The sequence below is a fragment of the Amycolatopsis ponsaeliensis genome (assembly GCF_030182635.1).
GTDB classification, from domain to species: Bacteria; Actinomycetota; Actinomycetes; order Mycobacteriales; family Pseudonocardiaceae; genus Amycolatopsis; species Amycolatopsis ponsaeliensis.
On record NZ_JAPZLD010000030.1, the window covers coordinates 114,408 to 139,316 of the forward strand.

At 69.7% G+C, this 24,909-nt stretch carries 24 protein-coding genes and 1 pseudogene; 12 read left to right on the forward strand and 13 right to left on the reverse strand.

Going from position 1 to position 24,909, the window contains the following annotated elements; all coding sequences use genetic code 11:
- Window positions 1-77: 77 nt before the first annotated feature.
- Genes QQ657_RS35875 through QQ657_RS35895 form a run of 5 tightly spaced genes read right to left on the reverse strand, consistent with a single transcriptional unit; the run spans window position 78 to window position 5,668 of the window.
- A complete protein-coding gene (locus QQ657_RS35875) occupies window positions 78-1,235 on the reverse strand; it encodes a cytochrome P450 (RefSeq protein WP_284746762.1) in 1,158 nt (385 codons plus the stop codon).
- Window positions 1,236-1,273: 38 nt separating this feature from the next.
- Complete coding sequence (locus QQ657_RS35880) at window positions 1,274-2,545, reverse strand: methylaspartate mutase (RefSeq protein ID WP_284746763.1); 1,272 nt, start codon at window positions 2,543-2,545, stop codon at window positions 1,274-1,276.
- The gene (locus tag QQ657_RS35885) at window positions 2,542-3,018 is read right to left on the reverse strand and encodes a cobalamin B12-binding domain-containing protein (protein ID WP_284746764.1); all 477 of its coding nucleotides are present in this window, start codon (window positions 3,016-3,018) and stop codon (window positions 2,542-2,544) included. Before QQ657_RS35885 ends, QQ657_RS35880 begins: the two co-directional genes overlap by 4 nt.
- Entirely contained in the window at window positions 3,015-4,223 is a 1,209-nt protein-coding gene (locus tag QQ657_RS35890) for a type III PLP-dependent enzyme domain-containing protein (RefSeq protein WP_284746765.1), read from the reverse strand. The genes QQ657_RS35885 and QQ657_RS35890 overlap by 4 nt, the downstream gene beginning before the upstream one ends.
- Entirely contained in the window at window positions 4,220-5,668 is a 1,449-nt protein-coding gene (locus tag QQ657_RS35895; protein WP_284746766.1) for an AMP-binding protein, read from the reverse strand. Before QQ657_RS35895 ends, QQ657_RS35890 begins: the two co-directional genes overlap by 4 nt.
- Before the next feature lie 396 nt (window positions 5,669-6,064).
- Between QQ657_RS35895 and QQ657_RS35900 the strand changes: the two genes are divergently transcribed.
- Window positions 6,065-6,604, forward strand: a complete 540-nt coding sequence (locus QQ657_RS35900; RefSeq protein ID WP_284746767.1) for an NADPH-dependent FMN reductase — start codon at window positions 6,065-6,067, stop codon at window positions 6,602-6,604.
- Here the strand turns inward: QQ657_RS35900 and QQ657_RS56800 are convergent.
- Genes QQ657_RS56800 through QQ657_RS35910 form a run of 3 tightly spaced genes read right to left on the reverse strand, consistent with a single transcriptional unit; the run spans window position 6,601 to window position 9,073 of the window.
- Entirely contained in the window at window positions 6,601-6,768 is a 168-nt protein-coding gene (locus QQ657_RS56800; protein ID WP_350310732.1) for an acyl-CoA carboxylase subunit epsilon, read from the reverse strand. The genes QQ657_RS35900 and QQ657_RS56800 overlap by 4 nt on opposite strands.
- Complete coding sequence (locus tag QQ657_RS35905) at window positions 6,765-8,309, reverse strand: acyl-CoA carboxylase subunit beta (protein ID WP_284746768.1); 1,545 nt, start codon at window positions 8,307-8,309, stop codon at window positions 6,765-6,767. Before QQ657_RS35905 ends, QQ657_RS56800 begins: the two co-directional genes overlap by 4 nt.
- Window positions 8,309-9,073 carry a cyclase family protein gene (locus QQ657_RS35910; protein WP_284746769.1) on the reverse strand — a complete coding sequence of 255 codons (765 nt, stop codon included), beginning with the start codon at window positions 9,071-9,073 and terminating at the stop codon, window positions 8,309-8,311. The genes QQ657_RS35905 and QQ657_RS35910 overlap by 1 nt, the downstream gene beginning before the upstream one ends.
- A gap of 129 nt (window positions 9,074-9,202) precedes the next feature.
- Here QQ657_RS35910 and QQ657_RS35915 point away from each other — a divergent pair, with 129 nt between their 5' ends.
- The gene (locus QQ657_RS35915; protein ID WP_284746770.1) at window positions 9,203-9,598 is read left to right on the forward strand and encodes a lipocalin-like domain-containing protein; all 396 of its coding nucleotides are present in this window, start codon (window positions 9,203-9,205) and stop codon (window positions 9,596-9,598) included.
- Window positions 9,599-9,666: 68 nt separating this feature from the next.
- Here QQ657_RS35915 and QQ657_RS35920 read toward each other — a convergent pair whose 3' ends face one another.
- The 3 genes from QQ657_RS35920 to QQ657_RS35930 form a co-directional block, all read right to left on the reverse strand.
- The gene (locus QQ657_RS35920) at window positions 9,667-10,389 is read right to left on the reverse strand and encodes an AfsR/SARP family transcriptional regulator (protein ID WP_284746771.1); all 723 of its coding nucleotides are present in this window, start codon (window positions 10,387-10,389) and stop codon (window positions 9,667-9,669) included.
- Between the two features lie 70 nt (window positions 10,390-10,459).
- Window positions 10,460-10,915 carry a hypothetical protein gene (locus tag QQ657_RS35925; protein WP_284746772.1) on the reverse strand — a complete coding sequence of 152 codons (456 nt, stop codon included), beginning with the start codon at window positions 10,913-10,915 and terminating at the stop codon, window positions 10,460-10,462.
- 80 nt (window positions 10,916-10,995) lie between these two features.
- Complete coding sequence (locus QQ657_RS35930; RefSeq protein WP_284746773.1) at window positions 10,996-11,709, reverse strand: DUF8737 domain-containing protein; 714 nt, start codon at window positions 11,707-11,709, stop codon at window positions 10,996-10,998.
- A gap of 143 nt (window positions 11,710-11,852) precedes the next feature.
- On the opposite strand from QQ657_RS35930, the gene QQ657_RS35935 reads away from it, so the two are divergent.
- Together QQ657_RS35935 and QQ657_RS35940 are read left to right on the forward strand one after the other, a co-directional pair.
- A complete protein-coding gene (locus QQ657_RS35935; RefSeq protein WP_284746774.1) occupies window positions 11,853-12,422 on the forward strand; it encodes a TetR/AcrR family transcriptional regulator in 570 nt (189 codons plus the stop codon).
- Between the two features lie 231 nt (window positions 12,423-12,653).
- Window positions 12,654-13,424, forward strand: a complete 771-nt coding sequence (locus QQ657_RS35940) for a hypothetical protein (RefSeq protein WP_284746775.1) — start codon at window positions 12,654-12,656, stop codon at window positions 13,422-13,424.
- A 238-nt stretch (window positions 13,425-13,662) separates the two neighbouring features.
- Here the strand turns inward: QQ657_RS35940 and QQ657_RS35945 are convergent, their stop codons facing one another.
- Window positions 13,663-14,643 (reverse strand): LacI family DNA-binding transcriptional regulator, encoded by a 981-nt coding sequence (locus QQ657_RS35945; RefSeq protein ID WP_284746776.1) that lies wholly within the window; start codon window positions 14,641-14,643, stop codon window positions 13,663-13,665.
- A gap of 129 nt (window positions 14,644-14,772) precedes the next feature.
- Here QQ657_RS35945 and QQ657_RS35950 point away from each other — a divergent pair, with 129 nt between their 5' ends.
- The 7 genes and pseudogenes from QQ657_RS35950 to QQ657_RS35980 all read left to right on the forward strand — a co-directional run bounded on the left by QQ657_RS35950 (window position 14,773) and on the right by QQ657_RS35980 (window position 23,337).
- A complete protein-coding gene (locus QQ657_RS35950; protein ID WP_284746777.1) occupies window positions 14,773-15,702 on the forward strand; it encodes a dihydrodipicolinate synthase family protein in 930 nt (309 codons plus the stop codon).
- A 98-nt stretch (window positions 15,703-15,800) separates the two neighbouring features.
- Window positions 15,801-17,183, forward strand: coding sequence for an MFS transporter (locus QQ657_RS35955; RefSeq protein ID WP_284746778.1), 1,383 nt, complete (start codon window positions 15,801-15,803; stop codon window positions 17,181-17,183).
- A 409-nt stretch (window positions 17,184-17,592) separates the two neighbouring features.
- Window positions 17,593-19,740 carry an FUSC family protein gene (locus tag QQ657_RS35960; RefSeq protein WP_284746779.1) on the forward strand — a complete coding sequence of 716 codons (2,148 nt, stop codon included), beginning with the start codon at window positions 17,593-17,595 and terminating at the stop codon, window positions 19,738-19,740.
- A gap of 259 nt (window positions 19,741-19,999) precedes the next feature.
- Window positions 20,000-21,226: a TRADD-N-associated membrane domain-containing protein gene (locus QQ657_RS35965; RefSeq protein WP_284746780.1), complete on the forward strand. Its 1,227-nt coding sequence runs from the start codon at window positions 20,000-20,002 to the stop codon at window positions 21,224-21,226.
- Between the two features lie 4 nt (window positions 21,227-21,230).
- Window positions 21,231-21,746 (forward strand): annotated as a pseudogene (locus tag QQ657_RS35970) (ATP-dependent DNA ligase); the annotation flags it as partial.
- 61 nt (window positions 21,747-21,807) lie between these two features.
- The gene (locus QQ657_RS35975) at window positions 21,808-22,395 is read left to right on the forward strand and encodes a TetR/AcrR family transcriptional regulator (RefSeq protein WP_284746781.1); all 588 of its coding nucleotides are present in this window, start codon (window positions 21,808-21,810) and stop codon (window positions 22,393-22,395) included.
- 42 nt (window positions 22,396-22,437) lie between these two features.
- Window positions 22,438-23,337, forward strand: coding sequence for an NADP-dependent oxidoreductase (locus tag QQ657_RS35980; RefSeq protein ID WP_284746782.1), 900 nt, complete (start codon window positions 22,438-22,440; stop codon window positions 23,335-23,337).
- Window positions 23,338-23,994: 657 nt separating this feature from the next.
- Here the strand turns inward: QQ657_RS35980 and QQ657_RS35985 are convergent.
- On the reverse strand, window positions 23,995-24,246 hold the full coding sequence (locus QQ657_RS35985; RefSeq protein WP_284746783.1) for an SbtR family transcriptional regulator: 252 nt from the start codon (window positions 24,244-24,246) through the stop codon (window positions 23,995-23,997).
- A 205-nt stretch (window positions 24,247-24,451) separates the two neighbouring features.
- Here QQ657_RS35985 and QQ657_RS35990 point away from each other — a divergent pair, with 205 nt between their 5' ends.
- The gene (locus QQ657_RS35990; RefSeq protein ID WP_284746784.1) at window positions 24,452-24,817 is read left to right on the forward strand and encodes a hypothetical protein; all 366 of its coding nucleotides are present in this window, start codon (window positions 24,452-24,454) and stop codon (window positions 24,815-24,817) included.
- Window positions 24,818-24,909 lie beyond the last annotated feature (92 nt).

Here is a 24,909-nt window from a genome sequence, read left to right on the forward strand (position 1 = left end):
CTCAAGGTCGTCTTTTCAATCGTAGGTCGGCGCGCAGCGCCGCCGGATCCCCTGAAAACGCTTCTAGGGGCGGGAAGTCACCAGGCGATGCGCAGCAGCGAAGGCCCGCGCACGATCACGCCGTACTCCCATTTCACGCCTTCGCGCCCGTCCGCGAACCGCAGGTCCGGGAACCGCGCCAGGATCGCCTTCAGCGCTTCCTGCAGCTCCAGCCGGGCCAGCTGCGCACCGATGCAGTGGTGCGGGCCGTGGCCGAACGCGACGTGCGGGTTCGGCTTGCGCGTCAGGTCGATGCGGTCCGGGTCGGCGAACACCTCCGGGTCGCGGTTGGCCGCGTGCAGCGCCGGCAGCACCGGGTCGCCCGCGCGCACCACAACGTCGCCGAAGCGGATGTCCTCGGTGGCGTAGCGCGCGAACATCGCCGCGGTGTTGATCGGCACGTACCGCAGCAGCTCCTCGATCGCCGTCGGCATCAGGTCCGGGTCCGCGCGCAGCTGCGCCAGCAGCTCCGGCTGCGTCAGCAACGTGAAGATGAAGCTGGGCAGCGCCGTCGAAACCGTCTCCACGCCGCCGGTCAGCAACCCCGCACCGGCGATCGAGATCAGCTCGTTTTCGGTCAGCTTGTCCCCCGCGTCGCGGGCGTAGACGAGCGCGCCGAGCAGGTCGTCGGTCGGCTCCTCGCGACGCTGGGCCACCAGCCCGGCCACGTAGTTGTCGAGCTGGTCGCCGTAGACGTCGAGCACGTCGCCCTTGGCCGTGGCGTCGCTGACCAGCGCCTGGGTCCACTCGCGGAAGATCTTGTGGTCCTCCTGCGGCACCCCGAGCAGGTCGCAGATGACGGTGACCGGCAGCGGCCGCGCCAGCTCCTCGACGAGGTCGGCGCTGTCGCCGTGGGCCTGCATGTCGTCGAGCAGGCGGTTGACCAGCTCCTTGACGCCGTCGCGCATCTGCTCCAGGCGACGCGCGGTGAACGCCTTGCCCACCAGGCGGCGCAGCCGGGAGTGGTCCGGCGGGTCCATCCCCATGATGCCGTCGCCCATCTGCTGACGGCGCATCCGCGGCTGGTCGAGGCCCTGCGCGAGCTCCCGGCTGAACCGCGGGTCGGTCGTCACCAGCTTGACGTCGGCGTACTTCGTCGCCAGCCAGGCCGGTTCGCCGAAGGGCATCTGCACCCGGCTCATCGGCTCTTCGCGCTGCAGGATGTGGTACTGCTCGGAAACGGAGATCTCGTGCATGTCGAACGGATACGCACGGACTGTCCGGCGTGAACTCGTCACGACTCGCCCCCAATCGCTCTCATCGGTTGTTCCAGCGCCTCGGCGTCGTAGACGTTCTGGATGTGGGAAAGCGCCGACATCAACGTCGACGAGGTGATCCGGTCCGCGTGGTGGCTCTCCACCACGCGGCGCAGCGGCAGCGACCCGAGCTCCGACCAGCCGAGCCGGCCCGTGGGGTCGAGGTAGCTGCGGGCCTGCCCGGCGTTGTCCGGGTGCAGGCAGTACGGGACGTCGAGCAGGCCGCGCTTGAACGCGACGACGATCGCGCGGCCGAGGTCGGCGTGGCTGTTCAGCACGGCGTCGACGAGCGCGTACGCCTCGCGGTAGACCTGGTTGTCACTGTCCACAGTGGCCTTGCCGGTGACCGACCGCGCCACCGCGCCGGCGTGTTCCAGTGCCGCGACGTTCTCCGCCACGGTCGGGATCCGGTGTGCCTCGGCGGTGGTCTTGACGATCAGCCGTTCCGACCCGGTCGTCACGGCCAGCTCGGCCGCCGTCCCGAGCAGGCCCCGCGCGCCGTCCGACGTCCGCGGGAACAGGCCCATGTAGGCGTAGATCACGACGTGCCAGGTGGCCTCGGGCAGCAGCTCGGCGCACAGCCGGCGCAGCGCGGAGACCGCCTCCTGGTCCTGTGTCATGCTGGTCTGCTGGGCGTAGCTCACCGAAATGCTGCGCACGCCCTTGCGGTAGAAGAACAACGCCTCCAGCACCGACAGCGCCACCAGCTCGCTCGGCGGGCAGAGCTGGCCCATCATGCAGCCGCCGAACGTCTCCAGGTGCGGCCGGCCGGCCGGGTGCTCGGCGTCCAGCAGCAGGTCGCAGCAGTGCGCCCAGTTGCGCACGGACTCGTCGAGCGGCGTCCGGCTGTAGGGCAGGCAGTAGGAGACCGGGCCGCCTTCGGTGGCGTGCAGGCCGGCGGCGATCATGGCCCGGAAGATGTCGGCGGGCCGCGCCGAGCCGTGGCGCACCTGCACCGGGAAGTCCGGGCCTTCGAGACCGTCGAGCATCTCGCGCGTGACGTCGGCCGGGTGGTTGACGATCGGGTAGCCGTTGAGGGCGATCCCGTTGCGCAGCGCGTGCGCCACCGACGCGGTGTCGCAGACGCGGGTGTAGCTGTCGAGCGTGACGGTGCCGACGGTCGCGGCGGCCGCACCCTTCGTCGCGATGAGCCCGGCACGCATGACGGCCGGGTCCGCGAACCCCATGCGGGGCTGCACGACGAGCTCGCCGGCAGCGTGGCGTCGCGCGACGAACTCTTCGAAGCTCACGCCTCCACCTGAGTCGCGCCGGCCGACAGCGTGGCGGCGAACCGGCGGAACGACGCCGCGCCCTGCTGGTCGTCGAACACCGCGTCGAACCCGGCGAGCAGCAGCTGCGCGGTCTCCTCCGCGGTCAGCGCACCGCCGACGCCGAGCTTGCCGCCGATCACCACCGGCATGGTGCGCAGCCCGGGCAGGGCGCGCAGCCGCTGGATCACGCGCAGGCCGTCCTGGTGGCCGTGGCCGTTGACGCTGCTCAGCACGAGCATCGCCGGGCGACGGCTCAGGCACTCCGACTCCAGCAGCTCGTCGGGCACGCACGCGCCGAGGTTCACCACCTCGAAGCCCAGCTCGCCGACGAGCAGCTCGAGGTAGACCAGGTTCCACGTGTGCGAGTCCGACGCCATGCTGCTGACGATCACCGTGCGCCGGGAGGGCCCGGTGGCGATCCCGCCGCCGTAGGCCCGCAGTTCTTCCGTCATGGCGACACCTCGTAGACGCGCTGGTAGTCCAATCGCGACACCGAGACGACCTCGCCGCCGCGCACCACGACCTCCGTCGGCGCGGGCCGGCCGAGGAAGCTGATCAGGCTCGCGGTGACGCCGTAGGCGCCGACGTTCGGCACGGTGACGACGTCGCCGGAAGCCAGCTCGGGCAGCTTCGCGGCCTTGGCGAGCGAGTCACCGGGAGTACACAGTGGACCGACGAGGCTGCCGGTCGCGTCGCCGGTTTCCTCGATCCCCACGGCCGCGGGGAGCAGCCTGCCGATGCCGGACAGCCCGCCGACGACGTTGATCCCGGCGTCGAGCACGACGAACCGGCTGCCGCGGCTGTCCTTGACGTTCACCACGCCGGCCAGCAGCGAACCGCAGCTGCCGGACAGGTAGCGGCCCGACTCGCAGGCCAGCTCGATGCCGCCGTCACGCCACTCGGGCAGGTGCAGGTCGAGCAGCGTCTCCAGCCCCGAGCGCAGCTTCGGGTAGTCGCTGCGCGGGCCAGGGACGGCGTACGGCGAGGAGAACCCGCCGCCGATGTCCAGGATTTCGAGGGGCAGCCCGACCTCGTCACGCAGCTTCGCGGCCGAGGTGAGCACGAACTCGTACTCGCCCAGCAGGGCGTCCTCGTCCTGGGCGTTGCTCATCGTGAAGAAGTGCGCGCCGACGACGCGGGCACCCGGCACCGCCTTGAGCGCGGGCATGATCTCGGGCAGCGTCTCGGCGTCGATGCCGAACTGCGACGGGCGGCCCATCATCCGGATGCCGGTACCGCCGCTGCTCGCGGTGGTGTTCACGCGCAGCAGCGCGGACGCGGTGACGCCGTGCTTCTCCGCGGCGGCCCCGACGTGCTGCAGGTCGGTCAGCGACTCGACGGAGAACAGCCGGACGCCGGAGGCGATCGCGTGCTCGAGTTCGTCGTTCGTCTTGCCGGGTCCGGTGTAGAGGATCCCGGCCGGGTCGAACCCCGCCTGCAGCGCGTTGGCCAGCTCACCGGTGGAGCTGATCTCCGCGCGGCACCCGCCGCCGCGCAGCTCGCGGGCGATTTCGGGATGGGGGTTGGACTTCAGCGCGTAGAACAGCTGGAAGCCTTCGGGCAGCATGCCGAACAGCTGGTCGCGCGATTCGGCGACGACGTCGAGGTCGTAGACGTAGGTGGGCGTGCCGTACTCGCCGGCGATGTCGATGCTCATTTGCGGGCGCCTTCCACGAGCAGGGCGAGTTCCTTCGTGGCGTTCTTGCCGTGCGCCGTGAGCGGGAACTCCTCGACGACGTGGCACAACGACGGGACCTTCTGCGGTTCCAGCCGTTGGGCGAGCTCGCGCAGCACCGCCGTGGGTGCCAGGTCGGTCTCGACGCAGATGGCGAGGTCCCGCGTGTCGCTCGGCGGGATCGCGCCCGCCGCGCGGACCCCGGGGATGTCCATCGCCGCGGCTTCGATCTCCAAAGTGGACATCCGGATGCCCTTGCGCTTGAACATGTCGTCGCGGCGGCCCTCGAAGTAGAGGTAGCCGTCGGCGTCGAGGCGGCCGTAGTCGCCGGTGTGCAGGCGCAGCTCGCCGGTCGTCTCGTCGCGGCGGAAGGCGCGGGCGGAGATCTCGGGGGCCCGCCAGTAGCCGGGCATCACGTGCGGGCCGGCGGCGACGATCTCGCCGATGTCCCCGGCCGGCAGCTCGGTCCCGTCGGCGGCGAGGATCAGCACGGACGTGCCCGGCAGCGGCAGCCCGGACGAGCCGGGGCGCTCGGTGTCCTCGTCCGGCGGCATGATCGTGATCCGCTTGCACTCGGTCTGGCCGAACTGGCGGACGACCTTGGCTTGCGGAAAGGCTGCCCGCAGCTGGGCGATGGTGGCGTCGGGCAGGGCGGCGCCGGTGTTGGTGAACAGCCGCACGGGCGCGGCCGGCTCGGTGTCGCGGGCGGCGAGCGTGGCGATCATGGTGGCCAGCGACGGGACGATCGGCACGACGGTGGCGCCGACCTCGCGCATCCGCCGCAGCAGCCGCAGGTCCGACTCGGCGTCGGCGAGGACGATCTCGCTGCGGCCGAGTGTGGACATCAGCACCTTGTAGAGGCCGTAGTCCCAGGACATCGGGAACCGGCAGAACACGACGTCGTCCTGGCGGTAGCCGAGGACCGCCTGGATCGCGCCGGTGGCGAAGGTGACCTGGCGGTGCGGGCCGATCACGCCCTTCGGCGCGGCGGTGCTGCCGGAGGTGTAGACGAGGACGGCGATGTCGTCTTCGCTCACCTCGACCGCTTCTTGTTTCTCGCCCAGTGCGTTCTCGACCTCGGTCCAAAAGGGACCGAACTCCTCGGGGGTGAGCACGAGGACCGGTTCGGCGTTGGCCACGACGGAGTCGAAGTGGAACCGCTTCATGGCCGGGTTGATCGGCACGAACACCGCGCCACGGCGCGAAGTGCCGTAGAAGAGGGCGACGAGCGCGCGATCGGTGGGCAGCTGCACGACGACGCGATCGGCGTGCCCGACCCCGCGGCGCGCGAGCACCACGGCGACGGCGTGGCTCCACGCGTCGAGCTCCGCGTAGGTCCACGCACCGACGCGATCGCGGACCGCCGACGCCCCGGCCGCATCGGCCACCGCAGCGTCGAGCAGAGAATGGACCAAGGAATCGTTCACGACTGCCACTCCGTAAGGACTCGAAGGATCACCGTGCCGGCGTGGAAGACACACACCTGGAGACGCTTCGAAAAGCTAGCCGTGCTGACCTGCGGATCCCCACCCCTAACGGCCCCTAACCCCCGCCCCACCGGGTCCGGGCACGCCAAAGCGGTGGGGGGGGGGGGGGGGGGGGGGGGGGGCGTGGTCTCGGCTAGGCCCCCCCCCCCCGCGCGGCGGGCGGGGGGGGGGCGGGCGGCGCGGGGGCGGGCGGGGGCCGGCCGGGGGGGGGGGGGGGGGGGGCGGGGCCGGCGGCGGGGGCGCCCCCCGCCGCCGCCCCCCGCCGCGCGGCCCCCCGCCCCCCCCCCCCCCCCCCCCCCACCACTCACGAGTCCTCTCAGCGAGGAAGGACCGACTGTGCCCACCTTGACCGTCATCATCGCCGCCACCCGCCCCGGGCGGGCCGGGCTGCCGATCGCCGAGTGGTTCGCCGAGCGGGCCCGCGCGCACGGCGGATTCGACGTCGCCGTCGCGGATCTCGCGGAGATCGGCCTGCCACTGCTGGACGAGCCGAACCACCCGCGGCTGCGGCAGTACACGCGGGAACACACGTTCCGCTGGAGCGCGATCGTCGAGGCGTCGGACGCGTTCGCGATCGTCACGCCGGAGTACAACCACGGCTGTCCCGCGACGATCAAGAACGCGCTCGACTACCTGCACCAGGAGTGGAACGGCAAGCCCGTCGGCTTCGTTTCCTACGGCGGTGTCGCCGGCGGCACCCGCGCAGTGCAGCAACTCAAGCAGGTCGTGCTCCCGCTGCGGATGCGACCGGTGTTCGAGACCGTGACCATCCCCTTTCACTTCCAGCGGGTTTCCGGCGGAACGTTCCAAGCCGACGAAACCCTGGAAAGCGCGGCCAAGGCGATGCTCGACGAGCTGTTCGAGGCGAGTCGCTAGCGGCCCCGCCAGCTCGACGGTGACACATACGCCCGCCGCGGCACTGGACGTGCCCGCGAAACCGGCCCCTTCCCCGGGGCCGGTTTTCGCGTGAGCACGGTCAGCACGAACGTCAGCGCGGCCAGTTCGTCGTCGGTCGGCGTGCCTTTCCGGATCCGGATCATTGCGGCGGATTCCCGTGCTTGCGGAACGGCTGATCCGCGTGCTTCCCGTGCAGCATCGCCAGCGACGCCGCGAGGACACGGCGAGTGTCGGCGGGCTCGATCACGTCGTCGACGAGTCCGCGTTCCGCCGCGTAGAACGGGTGCATCAGCTTGGTGCGGTATTCCTTGATCTTCTGCGTGCGCACCTCGTCGGGGTTCTCCGCGGCCGCGATTTCGCGGCGGAAGATCACCTTCGCGGCGGCTTCGGCGCCCATCACGGCGACCTCGTTGGTGGGCCAGGCGAACGCCAGATCCGCCCCGACCGAACGGGAATCCATGACGATGTAAGCGCCGCCGTACGCCTTGCGCAGGATGACCTGGATGCGCGGCACGGTGGCCGTGCAGTAGGCGTACAGCAGCTTGGCGCCGCGCCGGATGATCCCGTTGTGTTCCTGGTCGACACCGGGCAGGAACCCGGGCACGTCCAGCAGCGTGACGAGCGGGATGTTGAACCCGTCGCAGAACTGGACGAACCGCGCGGCCTTCTCCGACGCGTCGATGTCCAGTGAACCGGCCAATGTGGACGGTTGATTGGCGATGATCCCGACGACCGACCCGCCGATTCGCGACAACGCGCAGATCACGTTGGCGGCAAAGCGGCTGTGCACTTCGAGCCAGTCGCCGTCGTCGACGATCTCGGTGATCACCCGGCGCATGTCGTAAGGTCTGTTGCCCTCGGCGGGGACCAGGTCAGCCAGCGCCGGGCAGAGCCGGTCGACCGGATCGGTCACCGGCGTGTGCGGCGCTTCCTCGCGGTTGTTCGACGGCAGCAGCGAAAGCAGGTACCGGACTTCCTCGAGACACGTGCGTTCGTCGTCATGGGCGAAACCCGCGACGCCGGAAACCTCGGCGTGCACGTCGGCGCCGCCGAGCTCGTTGTGCGTGACGTCGGCGCCGGTGACCGCCCGCACGACGTCGGGCCCGGTGATGAACATCTGCGAGATGCCACGCACCATGAACACGAAGTCGGTCAACGCGGGCGAGTACGCCGCCCCTCCCGCGCACGGGCCGAGGATGACGCTGATCTGCGGGATGACGCCCGAGGCGCGGCTGTTGCGCAGGAAGATCCCGCCGTAGCCGGCCAGCGCGGTGACGCCCTCCTGGATGCGCGCGCCGGCACCGTCGTTGAGCGACACCAGCGGCGCGCCCGCGGCCAGCGCCATGTCCATGATCTTGTGGATCTTCTCCGCGTGCGCCTCGCCGAGCGCGCCGCCGAAGATCCGGAAGTCGTGCGCGTAGCAGAAGACGGTGCGGCCGAAGACCGTGCCCCAGCCGGTGACGACGCCGTCGGTGTAGGACCGCTTCTGCTCCATCCCGAACCCGGTGGCGCGATGGCGGCGGAACGGCTCGACCTCGCGAAACGATCCCTCGTCGAGCAGCAGGTCGATCCGCTCGCGCGCGGTCAGCTTGCCCTTGGCGTGCTGGGTCTCGGTGGCCTTCTCGCCCGGCCCGTCCAGCACCTGCAGGCGGAGCTCGGAAAGCTCGGATTCCGGTTGCCCCATCACGGTTCCACGGTGTTCGGCTCGGGCACGATCGCGACCACGCGCGTCCACCCCGCGCCCAGCCCGGCGAGCTTCGCGGGGAAGCAGGCCACGGTGAATCCCGTGGCAGCGGGCAGTTCGTCCAGGTGGGCGAGCTTTTCCAGTTGGCAGTAGGGCTTTTCCCGGCCGTAGAGGTGGGCCGGCCAGAGCACGGAGTTGTCGCCGTCGCGGCGGTAGTCCCCCACCATCGAGGCGAACGGCCGGTCGAAACCCCAGGCGTCGATGCCGATCACCCTGGCACCGCGCTCGACGAGGTACGCGGTCGACTCGCGCGTCATGCCGGGGTGGTCGGTGCGGTATGCCTCCGTGCCCCACAGCCGGTCCGCGCCGGTCCAGATCAGCGGGATGTCGCCGGGTACGAGCTCGTGCGGAATCTTGGCCAGCGCATCCTCGATGTCGGCGACGCTGATCGCGGCGCCGGGCGGGATGTGTCGCAGGTCGAGCCGGACGCCGGGCGCGTAGCACCATTCCAGCGGGATTTCGTCGATGGCGGCCGCGCGCTGCCCGCCGCTGCGCAGGCCGTAGTGCAGCGGGGCGTCCATGTGGGTCCCGGTGTGGGTGGTCAGGGTGACCGTCTCGTTCGAGATCGACTCCCCTTCCGGGAAGTCCTCGGGCCGCAGGCCCAGCGCGGCAGGCGCCGAGGCGTGGTCGAGGAGGCTGACCTCGACCGGCGTTGCCTCGCTCGGACCGTCCACAGTGGGCACAGTGAGATCGATGAGCCGCACGATCGTGGTCTCCCTCCGACTGGCGATTTCGCTCGAAGCTAGGCTCGCCGCCTCAAGGATGAGTCGACCGGCGCTCTACCTCCGCCCACGTTCGAGCGCCGTTAGAGGCGGCTGCGCCACCGTGGAACCATGCTGGCTGACACGGATCTCATCGGAGCCTGGCGGCTCGTGGCCCACTACTACCTCGACGACGACGCCACGGTGGCCGAAGGCCCCATGGGCGAGAAGGCGGACGGCATCCTGATCTACCACGCGGACGGCTATATGGCGGCCAGCCTGATGCGGACCGAGCCCGCGGCCGACGGCGCGACCTACCTGGGCTCGGCCGACGACTATCTCGGGTATTCGGGCCGCTGGCGGCTACGGGACGGCGAGGTCGTGCACGACGTCGTCATCGGGTCTCACGCCCGGGTCGTGAACACCGAGCAGATCCGGGAGGTCACGCTGGCCGACGGCCTGCTGAGCCTGCGGCGCCGGCTCGGCGGTCCGCACGACTGGGTCGTCATGGACTGGCAGCGTTGCTGACCCCGGCCGGGGGGGGGGGGCCCGCCCCCCCCCCCCGGCCCCCCCCCCCCCGGCCGGTCCCAAGCCAGTTACCCGCCGACCAGGATCTCCTGATGGACCTTCCGCACCTCGGGCGAGGGCTCGAGGCCGAGTTCCTTGTTGAGAGTGGACCGCAGCTCTCTGTAGACGTAGAGCGCCTCGCCGCGCCGTCCGGAGCCGTGCAGCGCCTGCATCAGCCTCAGGTGGAAGACCTCGTGCAGTGGATGGGTGGCCACCAGTGAGCGGAGCTCCCCCACGACGTCCAGGTGCCGGTCGCTGGCCAGATCGGCCTCGATGCGCAGCGAGACGGCCTCCAGCCGCTGTTCTTCCAGGAAGACGGACAGCCCGCGCAGCCGCGGCCCCGATGTCACGTCGGCGGGTATCGGCCCGCGCCACAGCTCGAGGGAACTGCGCAGCATTTCCGCGGCGCAGCCGAACCTTTGCTCGCGCAGCGCGCCGCGGCCGTCGTCGACGAGGGTCTGGAACTGGAACAAATCGATGTTCTCGCGCGGCACCGACAAGACGTAGCCGTCAGGGTCGGTGCTGAGCAGGTCCTTGCCGTCCGGTGCCCGGAAACTTCGCGCGAAGAGCTTGCGCAGCTGGTACACGTATGTCTGCACAATGGTCCGGACGGTCTGCGGCGGGCTGGACGGCCACAGTTCGTCGATCAGCTGGTCGGTCCGCACCGTCGTGCCCGCGTGGACGGCCAGCAGCACCAGGACCTGACGCAGCTTGGTCGCGGTGATCTTGAGGCCCGAATCGGGTGCGGGCACCCGGGCAACCGGTCCGACCTCGAGCTTCCCCAGCACGTTGATCTGTACGTGATCCCCGAACATAAAGCGTTTACCCCCAGAGGAAATCGGCGTATTGCCTCGGCGGCGCGCGTCCTCGCACCAGCCCGGCGATGGCGCGCGTCGCGGCCACACTGCCACGACGCGTGGTGACGTTCCGGCTCAGCGAGGGGTCAACGGATCCGTCCACGGAGGACACGAGGGGGTGATCGTCGCGAAGCTGCTTGCCCCAGTCGCGACCAGACTGTTTCCAGTGGCCGCGGAAATTGATCGAAAATCCGTGGTTGCTACCAAGCCCCAGTAAGCCCGTCACCTGTCGGATAGTTTCCTTCTTCGAGTGACGCTGATCTGTCGGAAATTGACTGTGGCACAAGATCGCCGTGGGTGTCAAGGCCGCTACACAGCGCGCCGACCAGGCCATATCTAAAATGTCCTTTAAGGAGTGGCGAATCGGCTGTTCAACCGTTTGCAGACCCGATCCGAAGTGCGGAATGCGCATTCTCGTCATCTGCGTACCACCACGCCGCTGGCGTGTCGGCTTTGCTTGCGGTGTCGAATGTTCCAGGATCGTGCCGCTGCCGAACGCTCCTACGACGCCGGAACGACCGAGCGCCTCCGGCTTTCCCGGGCGAGCGCGACGAAGCTGACCAAATGCAACGCGACGGCCAGCGGTACAGCGGCCAACGGCACCAGCACGAGCGGCAACGTTCCCGCCTGCTCGGCGGACGGTGTCACGTCGAGGACCACCCGCTGACCGACCCCGGTCAGGAATCCGAGCGTCATCGCCACGACCAGGTCGAGCAGGCCGGTGATGTTGAGCCACAGCACGCGGCCGCTGCGGATCGCGAACGGCGCGGCCACCCCGACCGCGATGTCGCCGAGGCCCGCGGGTAGCGCGAACGCGGCGGGGAGCTTGCCGATGATCATCGCGATCAGGAACACGACGCCCGCGACGCGCAGCACCTGCGGCCACGCCAGCAGGCGCAGCGCACCGGGAGCGGCGAGGATCGCCCGGACGCCGGGCAGCTTGCTCGCCGCGAACGCGATGCCGATCCCGACGACGAACGCGAGCGGGATCCACGGTTGCTGCTCAGACGGTGGCAGGTGGAACAGCCCGGCCGCGGCCAGCGCCCAGATCACCGCGGTCCACGCGGCCCACCCGGCGCCGGCGACCGCGGCGGTGCGCGCCGCCGATCGTCTCGACCGGCCGATGCTCCGCGCGCCGCGGTAGAGCGCCACGCAGGTCACCGCCGGGATGCCCACTGCGGCCAGGAGTGTGAAGAACCAGATGTAGATCGGCATTCGGAGAACCTCTCTTGCGAACACGGTGTCCGTTGATGAACACTCTGTTCGGTTACGTAGCCGCGGTTCAACAACCAAAACCGGGCTGGTGTGCGGTACCGGACAGTCGCCGCGAACTGTCCGGGAACGGTCGAGGGAGGGGCATGGCCGAGCAGGATCGCCGGGTACGCAGGACACGTCGCGTACTCCGCGACGCGCTGTTCGAGCTCATCTTCGAGAAGGGCTACGACCGGGTCACCGTGCAGGACGTGCTGGATCGCGCCGACGTCGGCCGGTCTACGTTCTACGCGCACTACCGGGACAAGGAAGCGTTGCTGCTCGCCGCGTTCGACGAGCTGAGTGCGGAATTGCGGTACGAGTTCGACGCCCGCGCGCCGGGTGCCGATCCCACGGTGCCCGCCGAGGCCGTGTTCCGGTTCGCCTACGACCGCCGGCCCGCATTCCGGGCGTTGTGCGGCAAGCGGGGCGGCGAGGTCGTCCAGCGCCACCTGCACCGGTTGCTCACCGACCTGCTCACGGAGCATCTGCGGCTGGACGCGCCGGCCCCGCCCGTTCCGGCCGACCTGGTCGCCGAGTTCTGCACGAGCGCGACGCTCGGCCTGCTGGGCTGGGCCATCGACAACGACTTTCCGCACGACGCCGACTGGCTGGCCGCAACCTACCGGCGGCTGGCCGAACCCGGCCTCACGGCGCTGCTGGCCGACCATGCCTGATCAGATCGACTCGATGATCTGCATCGCCATCGATTCGCCCGTCGTGAGCACCCGGGACCCGCACCCGAGCACGCAGGTGGCGACGGCAAGCTGAAGACCGAGCGAAGGGACTTTCGCTCGGCCTCTCGCACAGGGTCAGGCTGTGCGGCGTCGCCGGACTCGGTCGGCGCGATGGCGGAACGGGGGAAACTACTCAAGCACCGGCGATCCGGCGCCGATAACCTGCGCTCTGTGAAGGTTTCGCACGGTATCGTGCTGCTCGGTTGCGCGGCCCTGGTCGCGTCCTTCTGGCTTATCCCCTCCGTCGCGGGTGACGCCGAGACCGACCGGCAGTCGGACACGCTCGCCGACGCGATCGGCTACCCGCGCCAGGCGGACGCCGCCGGGTTCGCCCGCGCCGCGCTCGCCACGCCGCTGGGGCGCAGCGAGAGCTTCGGCGTCCTGGAGGTCACGGACCTGCCCCACGACGACCCCCGCGACCCGATGGCCCGCCTCGTCTGGCGGATCCACCACGAAACACCGGACACGGACTGGAACCTCGGCCAGGACACCTTCGACGCCTGCTACCGCGTCGAGTTCGACTACTACGGGACCTCGTCGGGACCGTCGCGGATCACCTGCCCCACGAACGCCGCCGCGATCACCCCGCCGCCGCTGCCGAGGCGAGACATCCCGCCCGGGTTCGCCCCGGCGCTCGAAGCCGTCCTGGGACACCTGCCGGCCACGGCCGGCCCGCCGGAGGTCCGCGCGGCGCTGACCGCCGGGATGCCCGCGCCCCCGGTGGATCCCGAGACCCACCTGGCCGGGATCCCACCGGAGGTCCTCGTCCAGGTCCGGGGATCCGACGTCGGCGTGGCCCTGTTCGCCCGGACCGGCGTCGAGGACACGGACTGCATGATGGGCCGCCGGGTCGGTGGCGTCGTGCGGGTGTGGTCCCTCAGCGCGCGGGACCAGCGGATGGAGCTTCCGTGCAGCGCCGAAGCCGCTCTGGCCGCTCCCTAGCGGGCACCACGCGGCTCAGTCCGCGCGGACGCCGCCCGAGGTGATCGGTTCGTCCCCGCTCCGCGCCCAGCCGGCCAGATCCGGACCCAACTGATGTACGACCGCGGCGACAACGGAATTGACGGCCTTCACCGCCCTGGACGCCCGTTGCCCGTTCCTGACCGCGAACATCGAAATGTGGCAGTTCTTCGAGCCCGAGCTGTGCCGTCGCCTCGCCGATCTCGACCGGGCGGAATCGTCAGCTGGACGGAGGAGCCGTCGAACTGCGGGGAATGATGGTTGGCGCCAAGACGACCGTACGCGGCGGCCGATCGTCACCGGCTTCGCGGAGCAGGTCGAGGACCGTTGTGGCGATTTGGCCGAAGGGGACGCGCACGGTCGTGAGTGGTACGGGCAGGCTGCTGACGACCGGGATGTCGTTGTAACCGACGACGGACAGATCCTCAGGGATGCGCAGACCGAGGGCATGTGCGGCGGCCATGACACCGATGGCGGTGTTGTCGTTGACGGCGAAGACGGCGGTGGGGCGGTCGACGCGGTCGAGCAGGACACGCCCGGCGATTTCTCCCGACTGCATGGAGAACGAATCACCGGCGACGAGAGAGTCGTCGACGGGGATGCCGGCGGTGACGAGAGCGTCGCGGTAACCATCGAGCCGGCCGCGGGCGCTGGAGGCGTAGGCCGGTCCACCCACCAGCCCGATCCGGCGGTGTCCGAGGTCGACGAGGTGGCGGACCGCCAGTTGCGCGCCGAGCCGGTCATCGCCGATCGCGGCGGGTCCGATGCCGTCGGTGCGCAGGGCCAGCGCGTGCGGGACGCCCTGTGCGGAATGCGTGCCCATGCGTGCGGTGGTGAGGATGAGGCCGTCGACTCGGCGCCGGATCAGGGACTGAACCGCGAACTCTTCGGTGGCCGGGTCGTCTTCGGTCGTGGCGACCACGGCGAACATGCCGCGGCCGGCCGCCGCGGCGGCGATGTTCTCGTAGAGCATCGCCATCACGGTGTCGGTGAGGCGAGGAACGATCACGCCGACGGTGTTCGTGCCTGCGCGGCGCATGCCGGAGGCGAGCGGGTCGCGGACATAGCCGAGTTCGGCGGCGACCTCGCGGACCCGCTGGGCCGCCGGGCTGTTCGACCTGGGGAGACGCTCGTCGAGGACCCGGGACACCGTCGACTTGCTGACCCCGGCCGCCCGGGCGACATCGAGGATGGTCACCACGCGCTTGAGGCTACTTGCTCGAGGCCCGTTTTCCGGGGAGGGGTTGACGACGGCAGGCATGAAGCGCATCGTATGGGAACGTTCCCGCGAACGTTCCCATACGTCGCATCAGCTGAGAAAGGGACCTGTATGTCTCTGGAGCACGCCCCCGACCTGCGCGGGCTGGTGCCCGCCCCCGTCACCCCGTTCACCGTGGACGGCGCGGTGGACCACGCGGCTCTCGCGTCCTACGGCAAGTGGCTGGCCGGCTTCGAAGGGGTGAAAGGCCTGGTCTGCCTCGGACACGCCGGGGAAGGCACCTTCCTCACCCAGGACGAGCAGACCGCCACGATCCGCACCCTGGTCGAGGCCGTGAAGGGCCGGGTGCCGATCATCGCCGGCATCACCGGTGAGGGCACCGCCGTCGCGGCCGAAGAAGCCGTCCGCGCCGTGGACGCCGGCGCCACGGCCGGGCTGGTCTACCCGTCGCACGGCTGGCTGCGGTTCGGCTTCCAGGCCGGCGCGCCCCAGGACCGCTACCGGGCGATCTTCGAAACGTCCGGACTGCCGTTGATCCTGTTCCAGTACCCGGACGTCACGAAGGCCAGCTACGACCTGGCGACCCAGCTGGAGATCGCCGCGCAACCGGGCGTGTTCGCCACCAAGAACGGCGTGCGCAACATGCGCCGCTGGGACACCGAGATCCCCGTCCTGCGCGCCGAACACCCGGACCTGCAGATCCTCACCTGCCACGACGAGTACCTCCTGCACACCATGTTCGACGTCGACGGCGCCCTGGTCGGCTACGGCGGCCTGGCGCCCGAGCCGCTGATCGAGCTCATCGCGGCCGGCAAGGCCCGCGACTACGCCGCCGCCCGCGCGGTGCACGACCGGCTGCTGCCGGTGACCAAGGCCGTGTACCACCGCGGCTCGCACATGGAAGGCACCGTCGCGCTCAAGCTCGGGCTCAAGGCCCGCGGCATCCTCCCGTCCGCGACCGTGCGCTCCCCGCTGATCGACCTTTCCGTCGAGGCCGAGGAGGAGATCGTCCTCGCCCTCAAGAGCGCCGAGCTCCTCTGAACGTGGGCGGGGCGGCGCCCGGCTGCCGCCCCGCGACCGGCGTGACAATGCAGTCCCGATGGACTCCGCGACGAGGCGGAGAGCAAGGAACGATCCCCATGACCACGATTGCTGCAGGCGGGGGGCCCACAGCGACAGCCACCGCCGCCCTGGTCGCCCGCCTCGAGCGGCTCCCGATCACCCGCCGGCTCCTGCTGATCCGCATCATCATCGGATCGGCCACCTTCTTCGACGCCTACACCGTGCTGGTCATCGCGTTCGCGATGCCGCAGCTGGTCACCGAATGGAACCTCAGCCCCGCCCAGGTCGGGGCCATCCTCTCGGCCGGCTACGTCGGCCAGCTCATCGGCGCGGTCACCTTCGGCTGGATCGCCGAGAAGTTCGGCCGGATGAACACCCTGCTGATCACCATCGTGCTCTTCGTTTCGATGGACGTCGCCTGCCTGTTCGCCTGGAGCGGCACGTCGATCCTGATCTTCCGGTTCCTGCAGGGCATCGGCACCGGCGGCGAAGTGCCCGTCGCCAGCGCCTACATCAACGAGTTCATCGGCGCCCGCAAACGTGGCCGGTTCTTCCTCCTCTACGAGGTGATCTTCCCGGTCGGGCTGATGTTCGCCGGGATCGCCGGCTACTTCCTCGTGCCCGTGTACGGGTGGCGTGCCCTGTTCGTCGTCGGGCTGATCCCCGCGGTCCTGACCATTCCCCTGCGCCTGCTGATGCCGGAGTCACCCCGGTGGCTGGCCGCCAAGGGACGCATCGACAAGGCCGACAAGGTCGTCTCGTTGCTCGAGCGCGAGGCCGTCAAACAGGGGCACGTGCTGGCCGACCCCGTCGCGCGCCCGGTCGACCCGCAGGTGAAGACCCGCTCGGACTGGCGCGAACTGTTCCAGGGCATCTACCGCAAGCGCACCCTCATGATCTGGGTGCTGTGGGCGACGGTCTACCTGGTCAACAACGGGCTCGTCACCTGGCTTCCCACGCTCTACAAGCAGTTCTTCCACCTCCCGCTGCAGACCAGCCTCGCCTACGGCTGGGTCACTTCCGGCGTCGGTGTACTCGCCTCGCTCGCCTGCGCGTTGCTCATCGACAAGGTCGGCCGCAAACGTTGGTACTCCTGGGCTTTCCTGATCGCGATCGTGCCGCTGGTCGCGCTCACCGTCGCCGGGGCCACCTCGGCGATCCAAGTCCTGATCATGGCCACGCTCGCCTACGCGATCCTGCAGACGATCTCGTTCTCGCTCTACCTCTACTCCGCCGAGCTCTACCCGACACGCCTGCGCGCGATCGGCACCGGGTTCGGCAGTGCCTGGCTGCGCGCGGGGTCGTCCATCGGGCCGCTACTGGTCGGCTGGATCGTCGCCGACCTCGGCATCCGTTACGTCTTCTCGGCTTTCGCCGCCGTGGCACTCATCGGCGGGGTCGTCACGATCCTGTTCGCCATCGAAACCCGCAACCGAGTCCTCGAAGAACTCTCCCCCTGAGTCGCCGCGGCCCCGGCACAGTCCTCAGCCGGGGCCGCGGCTGAACGAAACAACGTTCACCTCGCGCGACGGCGACGGTCTCGGCAAGCACCCGCTGGCCGTGCGGACGTTCGTGGTCGCGTTCACCACAGCTGCGGACGGCGCATGATCGGCGAACAAACCGATCTACTACCTCTGCCGGCCGGCCAAGAACAACCAGGGCAAGCCCGATCTGCACCCCGGCCTGCCGACGAGCGCCAGGAGAGGTCTCACTCTCGGCGATCGCCCAGCTCGACCAAGCAACAGCCGACCAGCGGGGATCGAATCTGCTTCGACTCGGATCCAGCCGGCACCTCACCACCAACGTCCGGATCTCCGACCTGCAGAGAACGAGCAGCTCCGCGGCACCGGCCCGGTCTATGCTCTGCCGGTGGCGATCGACTCCCCCGCGCTGAAGACCCGCCGGGTACGGCCCCGGGACTGGGTTCCACAGTGGTCGACACCCGCCGCTCTCCGCGCGGTCCGCGCCACCCTCGTGGTGCCCGCGCTGTTCGCGTTCAGCATCAAGGTGCTCGGCGACCTGCAGGTGGCCACGTTCGCCGCGTTCGGCGGGTTCGCCACGCTGGTCCTGGCATCGTTCGGCGGCGACCGGGCAGACAAGCTGCGAGCCCACTTCGGACTCGCCGTCACCGGCAGCGTCCTGCTGGTCGTCGGCACCGCCGCCAGTGCGTCGCTGCCGCTGGCGGCCGTGGTGACGCTGATCGTCACCTTCCTGGTGCTCTTCGGCGGCGTCGCGGGACCGAACGCGGCCTCCGGCGGCACCGCCGCCCTGCTCGCCTACGTTCTCCCGGCCGCCTCACCCGGCACGATGAGCATGGTGCCCGCCCGCCTCGGCGGCTGGTGGCTGGCGTCGGTGGTGGGCACGGCCGCTGTCCTGCTGCTGTCTCCGCGGTCCCCCGCCACAGCTCTGCGCGACGCGGCGGCCCGCGCCGCCGGCACAATGGCTGACTACCTCGACGCGGCCCTGCACGGCGACCCCGGCGTGAGCACCGCGCGTGAGGCGGCCATCGAGGCCAAACACCGTCTGATCGACGAGTTCACCGCGACGCCTTACCGCCCCACCGGCCTGGCCACCGCCGACCAAGCCCTCAACAGCCTGGTCGGGTTGCTCGAGTGGTGCGGTTCGGTCATCGCCGACGCCTTGCACGAGTACCCGGACCTCAGCGGGGCACCCGAGGTCGAGCGCAAGCTACTGGCCGACGCCGCCGCCGGCCTGCGAACGGTAGACCGGTTGCTCTCCGGTGAATCGGCCACGCCCGATCCGGAGGAACTCGAACGGAGCGTCCGGCGGAGCGTGGAGTGGCTCCGCGACTTGAGCTCCGACGATCCGCGCTACGCCGACGCGGTGCACCTGTCCTTCCACGCCCGCACCACAGCCTTCGCCGTCGGCACCGCGATCGTGGAGGCGCTCGCCGCGACTCCCGGCCGGGCGCGCGTCATCCGGCCCGGCGGCCTCTCCCTGGCCTCACTGACCCGGGTCGCGTCCCCTCAGGCCAGTATCCGGTCCGTCTGGTTCGTCAACAGCCTCCGCGGTGCCGCGGCGCTGACCGCCGCAGTGGTCGTCGCCGGCGTGAGCGGCGTCGAGCACGGGTTCTGGGTGGTGCTCGGGACGTTGTCGGTACTGCGCGGCAACGCGGCGGCGACCGGGTCGACCGCCCTGCGCGCCTTGGCGGGGACCGCACTGGGTGTCGTCATCGGCGCACTGCTGTTGCTGGTCATCGGCACCAGCGCGCCCGCGCTGTGGATCGCTCTCCCGGTCGCGGTGCTGGTCGCCGCCTACGCACCGGGTGCCCTGCCCTTCACGGCCGGCCAGGCGGCCTTCACCTTGACGGTGTCGGTGCTGTTCAACCTGCTCGCCCCGGCCGGGTGGCAGATCGGGGTCGTGCGGATCGAAGACGTCGCGATCGGCTGTGCGGTGAGCCTCGTGGTGGGCGCGCTGTTCTGGCCCCGTGGCGCCGGAGCCGTGGTCGCCGACGACCTCGCCGACGCGTTCCGCACCGGTGGCGCGTACCTGGCCGCGGCCGCGAACTGGGCGCTGGGTTTGCGCCACGACCCGCCCGCTCCGGACGCGGCGACCGCGGCCGGCGCCCGGCTCGACGACGCGCTCCGCGGATTCCTCAGCGAACAGGGCACCAAGCACGTGCCCAAGTCCGACCTGTGGCGGCTGGTCATGGGGACGCTCCGCGCCCGGCTGACCGCGCACTCCCTGGCCGGCCTGCCCAACCCGCACGTCGACGCGGACCCGTTCCGCCGGATGCTCGGCGAACAGGCGGGCCAGCTCGCCGCCTGGTACGACCACCTGGCCTCCCGCCTGGACCGCACCGACCACGGCGACGTGCCCATGCTCGCCCCACCCGAGTTCGCCGACCCCCTCCAGACCCACGGTGCCTCGGTCCGCGACCTCGCCTGCGCGCTCTGGGTTCACGAGCACATCAAGCACATCACGCCGCGGCTCGCCGAACTCGTCGAGCCGGCCGGCGTGGTGGCGGCCCAACGCCACCGGCCCTGGTGGCGATAGCTCACCGCGATCGGGATCAGTCGCGGTGCTCGTCGAACTTCGAGTACGCCCTGCAACGCACCGAATGCGACGCCACGATCGTCGTGTTCAATTCACTGCGGCGGAGCGGTTGTCATTCCCAGCCACACTCATCTCACCTTCGTGCCCCTTTTCACAGGTCACGGCCGAGTTGCGAATCGCGTCGCGGGTAACACCGGACTTTACGCCCGCGACCCTGAAGACATCTTTCGCAGCCACCTTGGGACGGGGAGGTTTCACGATGAAGCTCAAGGAACTTCGTGCGGCGACCGAGTTCCTGGTCGCGTCGGGAGAGATAGCCAAGATCCGGCTGGCGGTGCGCGACAACGACGGTTCCCCGGTGTCTCGCGCCAAACTCACGACGATGCGGGTACCGCTGGCGGAGCCGATGATTTCGCTGGCTCGACGCCAACTGAAAGACGCTCAGAACGTGACAATCGACGTCGTCTCCGCAGACGGCGAAATGACGTTGAGGGTATACGCGTACGGGCGGCTGGACTTCACTTCGGTGCGGGGGCGTCCCAGCGGTGGCCAGTTCGAGGTGAAGATGCTCGACCTGGTGCGTTCGCTGGTCGAAGAGATCGAGCGGACCGGTCTGAAGAGACTGGAGAGCCCGATCGTGGCCACTGCGTCCTGGGAGCCGGGTGCCGGGTTGGAAATGGGCGAAGTCGATCCGGTGATTTCCACGGACGTGTCGGCGATCGACCGCCGGGTCCGGCGGCTCGACAAGCGCCGGAAGCTCATGCGGAAGACCGCCGGCCTGCTGGCTCTCACGAGTCTCATGTCGATTGCTTTCAGCGTCCTCATGTTCGTGCGGTACCAGCTGGACAGTACTTGGCTGCTGAGCCTGTTGTATTCCGTGATCTTCGCCGGGATGGCGGCCTGGGCGCGGTTCGAGGCGGTCGACGCGTTCAAAGACATCGAGGCCGTGCGGGGGCAGCAAGATCTGGAGCAGATGCTTTCCGCTGCCGCACTGGAGCGGCGGGCGATGAAGCTCTTCCAGGTGCACAGCCAGCAGTTGAGACGCTACTACGACCAGGCGCTACGGCAGCGCGGCGTCATCTTCTTGACCGGTATCTTCTGCATTTTGGCCGGTTTCGCGGTGGTTGGTGTCGCGTTCGCCTTGCTGAAGTCGGCGACCCCGGCGAGCTCGCTGGAGAAGATCCTCATCGCCGCGCTGGGTGCGATCGGCGGGATCCTCGGAAACTTCATCGCGGTGGTGTACCTCCGCATGTTCACCGAGACCATCAAGTCGATCGGCACATTCCACGACCGCTTGGTGGCCACCCATCACCTGCACTTCGCCAACTTCCTGATCTCGAAGGTCAAGGACGACACCGACCGTGACGTCGCGCTCAGCCTGCTCTCGCGGCTCGCAGCCCAAGAGGTGTTCGACGGGACCATCCCCGTCATCGGCGCCAACGGCAACGGGAGCGCCGCCGATGTCATCGTGCCTGCCCAGCGCTGAGACTTTCCTGGCCTTCGACCTGCTCCGGCTCGGCGACCGCGACCTGCTCAAGGAGCCCTACGACGAACGCCGCCGGCTGCTCGCGAGCCTGCCGATGCCCGACCCCTACCGCGTCTCCGTCGTCCGCGCGGTCACGTTCGACGAACTGGCCGCCGACCGCCGCACCCCAGCCGACTTCCTGGCCCACGCCGCATCCGCCGGCTACGAAGGCGTCGTCGCGAAGCTGCGCGACTCCACCTACGTCCCCGGGCGGCGACCGGACTCCTGGCTCAAGCACCCGTTCATCCAGACCCAGGAAGTGATCATCTGCGGGTGGCGGCCGGGGCAGCGCAGCTTCGCCGGCATCCTCGGCGGGCTGCTACTCGGCGCGCACGACCCCGAATCCGGCGAGCTGGTCTACATCGGCGACGTCGGCACCGGCTTCAGCCAGGCCGCCCGCGCCGACCTCCTCACCCAGCTGCAACCTCACGAGCGTCGCACGCATCCGTTCGTCGTGGCACCGCCGCGCGAGAACCGAGCCCCGCCCGTAGACTTTCAATACGAACCGGTACCGTATTGAAAGTCAGGAGGTCGACAGCCCGATGAGCACCCCACCCGTCCGGGGCAGGCCGCGTGACGCCGGCCGCGACGTGGCGATCCTCGATGCGACCCTTCACGTGCTGACCGCCTCCGGGTACGAGCAGATGTCGATCGAAGCGGTCGCGGCCGAAGCCGGGGTCTCCAAGGCGACGATCTACCGCCGCTACCCCAACAAGGCGGCACTGGTGGTCGGAGCCGTCGAGCACCGAGCGGGTGCCACACCGCCCAAGGTCACCTCGGACACCCCTCGCGACGGCCTGGCCGCCATGGTGACCTGGCTCGCAAGCGAGATCGCCGAGCAGGAAGTCGGCCTGCTCGGCGCGCTCTTCGCCGGGATGCGCAGCGATCCGGACCTCGCCGCGGGGATGCGGCGCATCCTGCAGCGCGACGAGGCCGCGATGACCGAAGAGTCCTTCCGCGGCGCGCTCGAACACGGCGAAGAACTGGTCCCGCGGGCAGCGGAACTGTTCGCGGAGATCGCCCCGGCCATCATCGTCCACCGGCTCGTCGTCGCCGGAAAACCCTGCGACGACACCTTCCTCGACCACCTCGTCGACGACATCCTGCTGCCGCTCATCCGGCGCCGGTGAAACGGCACCTTCGACGTACCGACGGTCAGGAAAGGACCGGCCATGCGCATCGTCCGATACGATCGATTCGGCGGCATCGAGCAGTTGTGGATCGACGAGATTCCCGTCCCCGAAGCCACACCAGGGCATGCGGTGGTGCGGATCCAAGCGTCGTGCATCAACCCCGGCACCCTGTCCGCGCTGCGCGGAGCGACCTACGTGCCGATCCGCGACCTGGCCGGCACGGTCACCGCCGTCGGCGCGGACGTGCACGACGTCAAGATCGGTGACGAGGTGCTCGGCTGGTCGCAGGACTGGTCGGCGCACGCCGAGTTCGCCGCGGTCCCCGTCGATCACCTGGTCCTGAAACCGGCCGTGCTCTCGTGGGACGTGGCCGGTTCCCTTTACGTCACACCGATGGCCGGCCTTGCCGCCGTCCAGGCCGTCGAGCCCCGCGAGGGCGAGGTCGTCGTCATAGCCGGCGCATCCGGCGGAGTCGGTCTCACGGCCGCGCAACTCGCCCGGCGAAATGGTGCGACGGTGATCGGCATCGCGGGGCCGGACAACGCGGACCGGCTGCGGGAGTTCGGTGTGCGCCCGGTGTCCTACGGCGCCGACGTGGCCGAGAAGATCCGCGAGGCGGCCGACGGTCGCCCGATCGACGCCTTCATCGACGCGTTCGGGTCAGGGTACGTCGACCTCGCTCTTTCGCTCGGAGTGTCCCGGCCGCGCATCAACACAGTGGTCGATTACCAGGCCGCCAAGGAAAAGGGGGTCAAGGCCCTCGGCACGGCAAACGCCGGTGGCAGTTCAGGTCTGCGGAAGCTCGTCGATCTCGCTGCCTCGGGGGAACTGGCCGTGCCCATCGCTGCCGCCTACCCGCTGGCCGCGGTGCAAGCCGCCTATCACGCGCTGGCCGGGACCCGACCCTTCGGGCGGATCGTCCTGCACCCGCAAGCGTAGACGGCACGTCGACCTGACCGGTCTGCCGCCCATTCTGGTACAGGTCGGCACGAACGAGATGCTTCTCGACGACGCACGCCGGCTCGCCCTGCGCGCGTCCGACGCAGAGGCCGGGTGGTCGCGGCCGCACCAGCCGGGCTCGGCATTGGCATGCATCGCGGTCATTCGATCCCATTGGTGCGATCCGCGTCGACACACTCCGGGCGTTCTCGACCCGACTCGCCCAGGGTGCGCGCCCGCTGTCGTGCTCGCCCGAGCCCGTATTGCTGCCCTGCAGCCCAGTCATGAGGTCCGACGAACGCAGCGTCATCGGTATCGACCTCCTGGCCCAGATTCCGCACCCACTGGGCCAATCGCGCTATGGTCCGAGCCAGCAAATCACGTGCTGTCACTTGTCCTCCGATGTGCGTTCGCCCCTGCGCAAACCTTGAGCCAAGGGCAGGCCGCCCAGATCGGTGACCGCAAAGTTCCACAAACGGCCTGACCGGCGAGGGTATGGGAACGCCGACCGCAGCCGCGCCGGGTCGACCGGCGTCCGGGTCCACAGCACCGACGTCACGACCATCAGGTTCGCCGGCCGGTCCAGGTGCAGCCACCCCCCGTAGACCAGTGCCGTACCTTGAGCGCAATGTGGTCGGCCACGTCCGCCGATTGCGGCTACGGGTGACTGTTGGCAGCGCGGAGCCCGTCGTGGATCACCGAAAGCATCCGGCCACGGGCCGCCGCGTCGATGTCGTCGCGCTCGCGGGCCGCGCAGCCGACCAGAAAAGCTTTCACGTCGGCGGCGTCGACATCCGGGCGGACAGCGCCAGCCCGCTGGGCCGCGGCGAGTAATTCGGCCAGTACCTGTCCGAGGTCGTGGCCGGCGGTCGACGGCGAGGCAACCGGACGGCCGCGCCAGGCGTGCAAGTGAGCAGGTCCGACAGTCGCCCAAATGCCAACTCCTCGCAATTCATGGAACCATTCGCACACGCGGCCATCGACGGGATTCGTATCCTTTCCCCATGAAGCCAACGTCTTCGGGACCGGCTGCGAGAACGCTCGCGCTCTCTGCGCGAAGAACGCAACGTCGGCCTTTCGCCGGCTCGCGGCAGTGTTGAGGATCTTGCCTCAGGTGCTGTCGCTGTGGGAGAAGGGACAGCACCTGCCGAGTGTCGAGGATGGTTCGGCGATCCTCGCGCTGCTCGGCATGACCGGGGAGAAACGGGATCCCGGGCCCCGCGGCTCGGCCGATCGACTGGGTGCTCCGGAGCCGCGCGCAGCCAGCTTCCAGCCTGTCGAGCCCGATGACGTCGGGCAGGTGGGCTTGGTAGGCAGCGTCGAAGAAGACGGTGCACAGCCCGGCGAGCGCGGCCGTGGCGAGCAGCTGCCCGAAGGTCAAGACCCCGGACACAGCGGCGCCCGGGATGCCCGGATACAGCATGGCCTGGACGAGGTGCACCCACCAGAATCGGTGTGCGGCCGGAATTTGTCAAGGTGAGTGAGACCAGTGGGTGTTAGGCGGCTTCCGTTTCGGGCTCCTGGTTGGTGTCGTCGGTGGGTCGGTTGATCCAGACGGTGTCGGGAAGATCG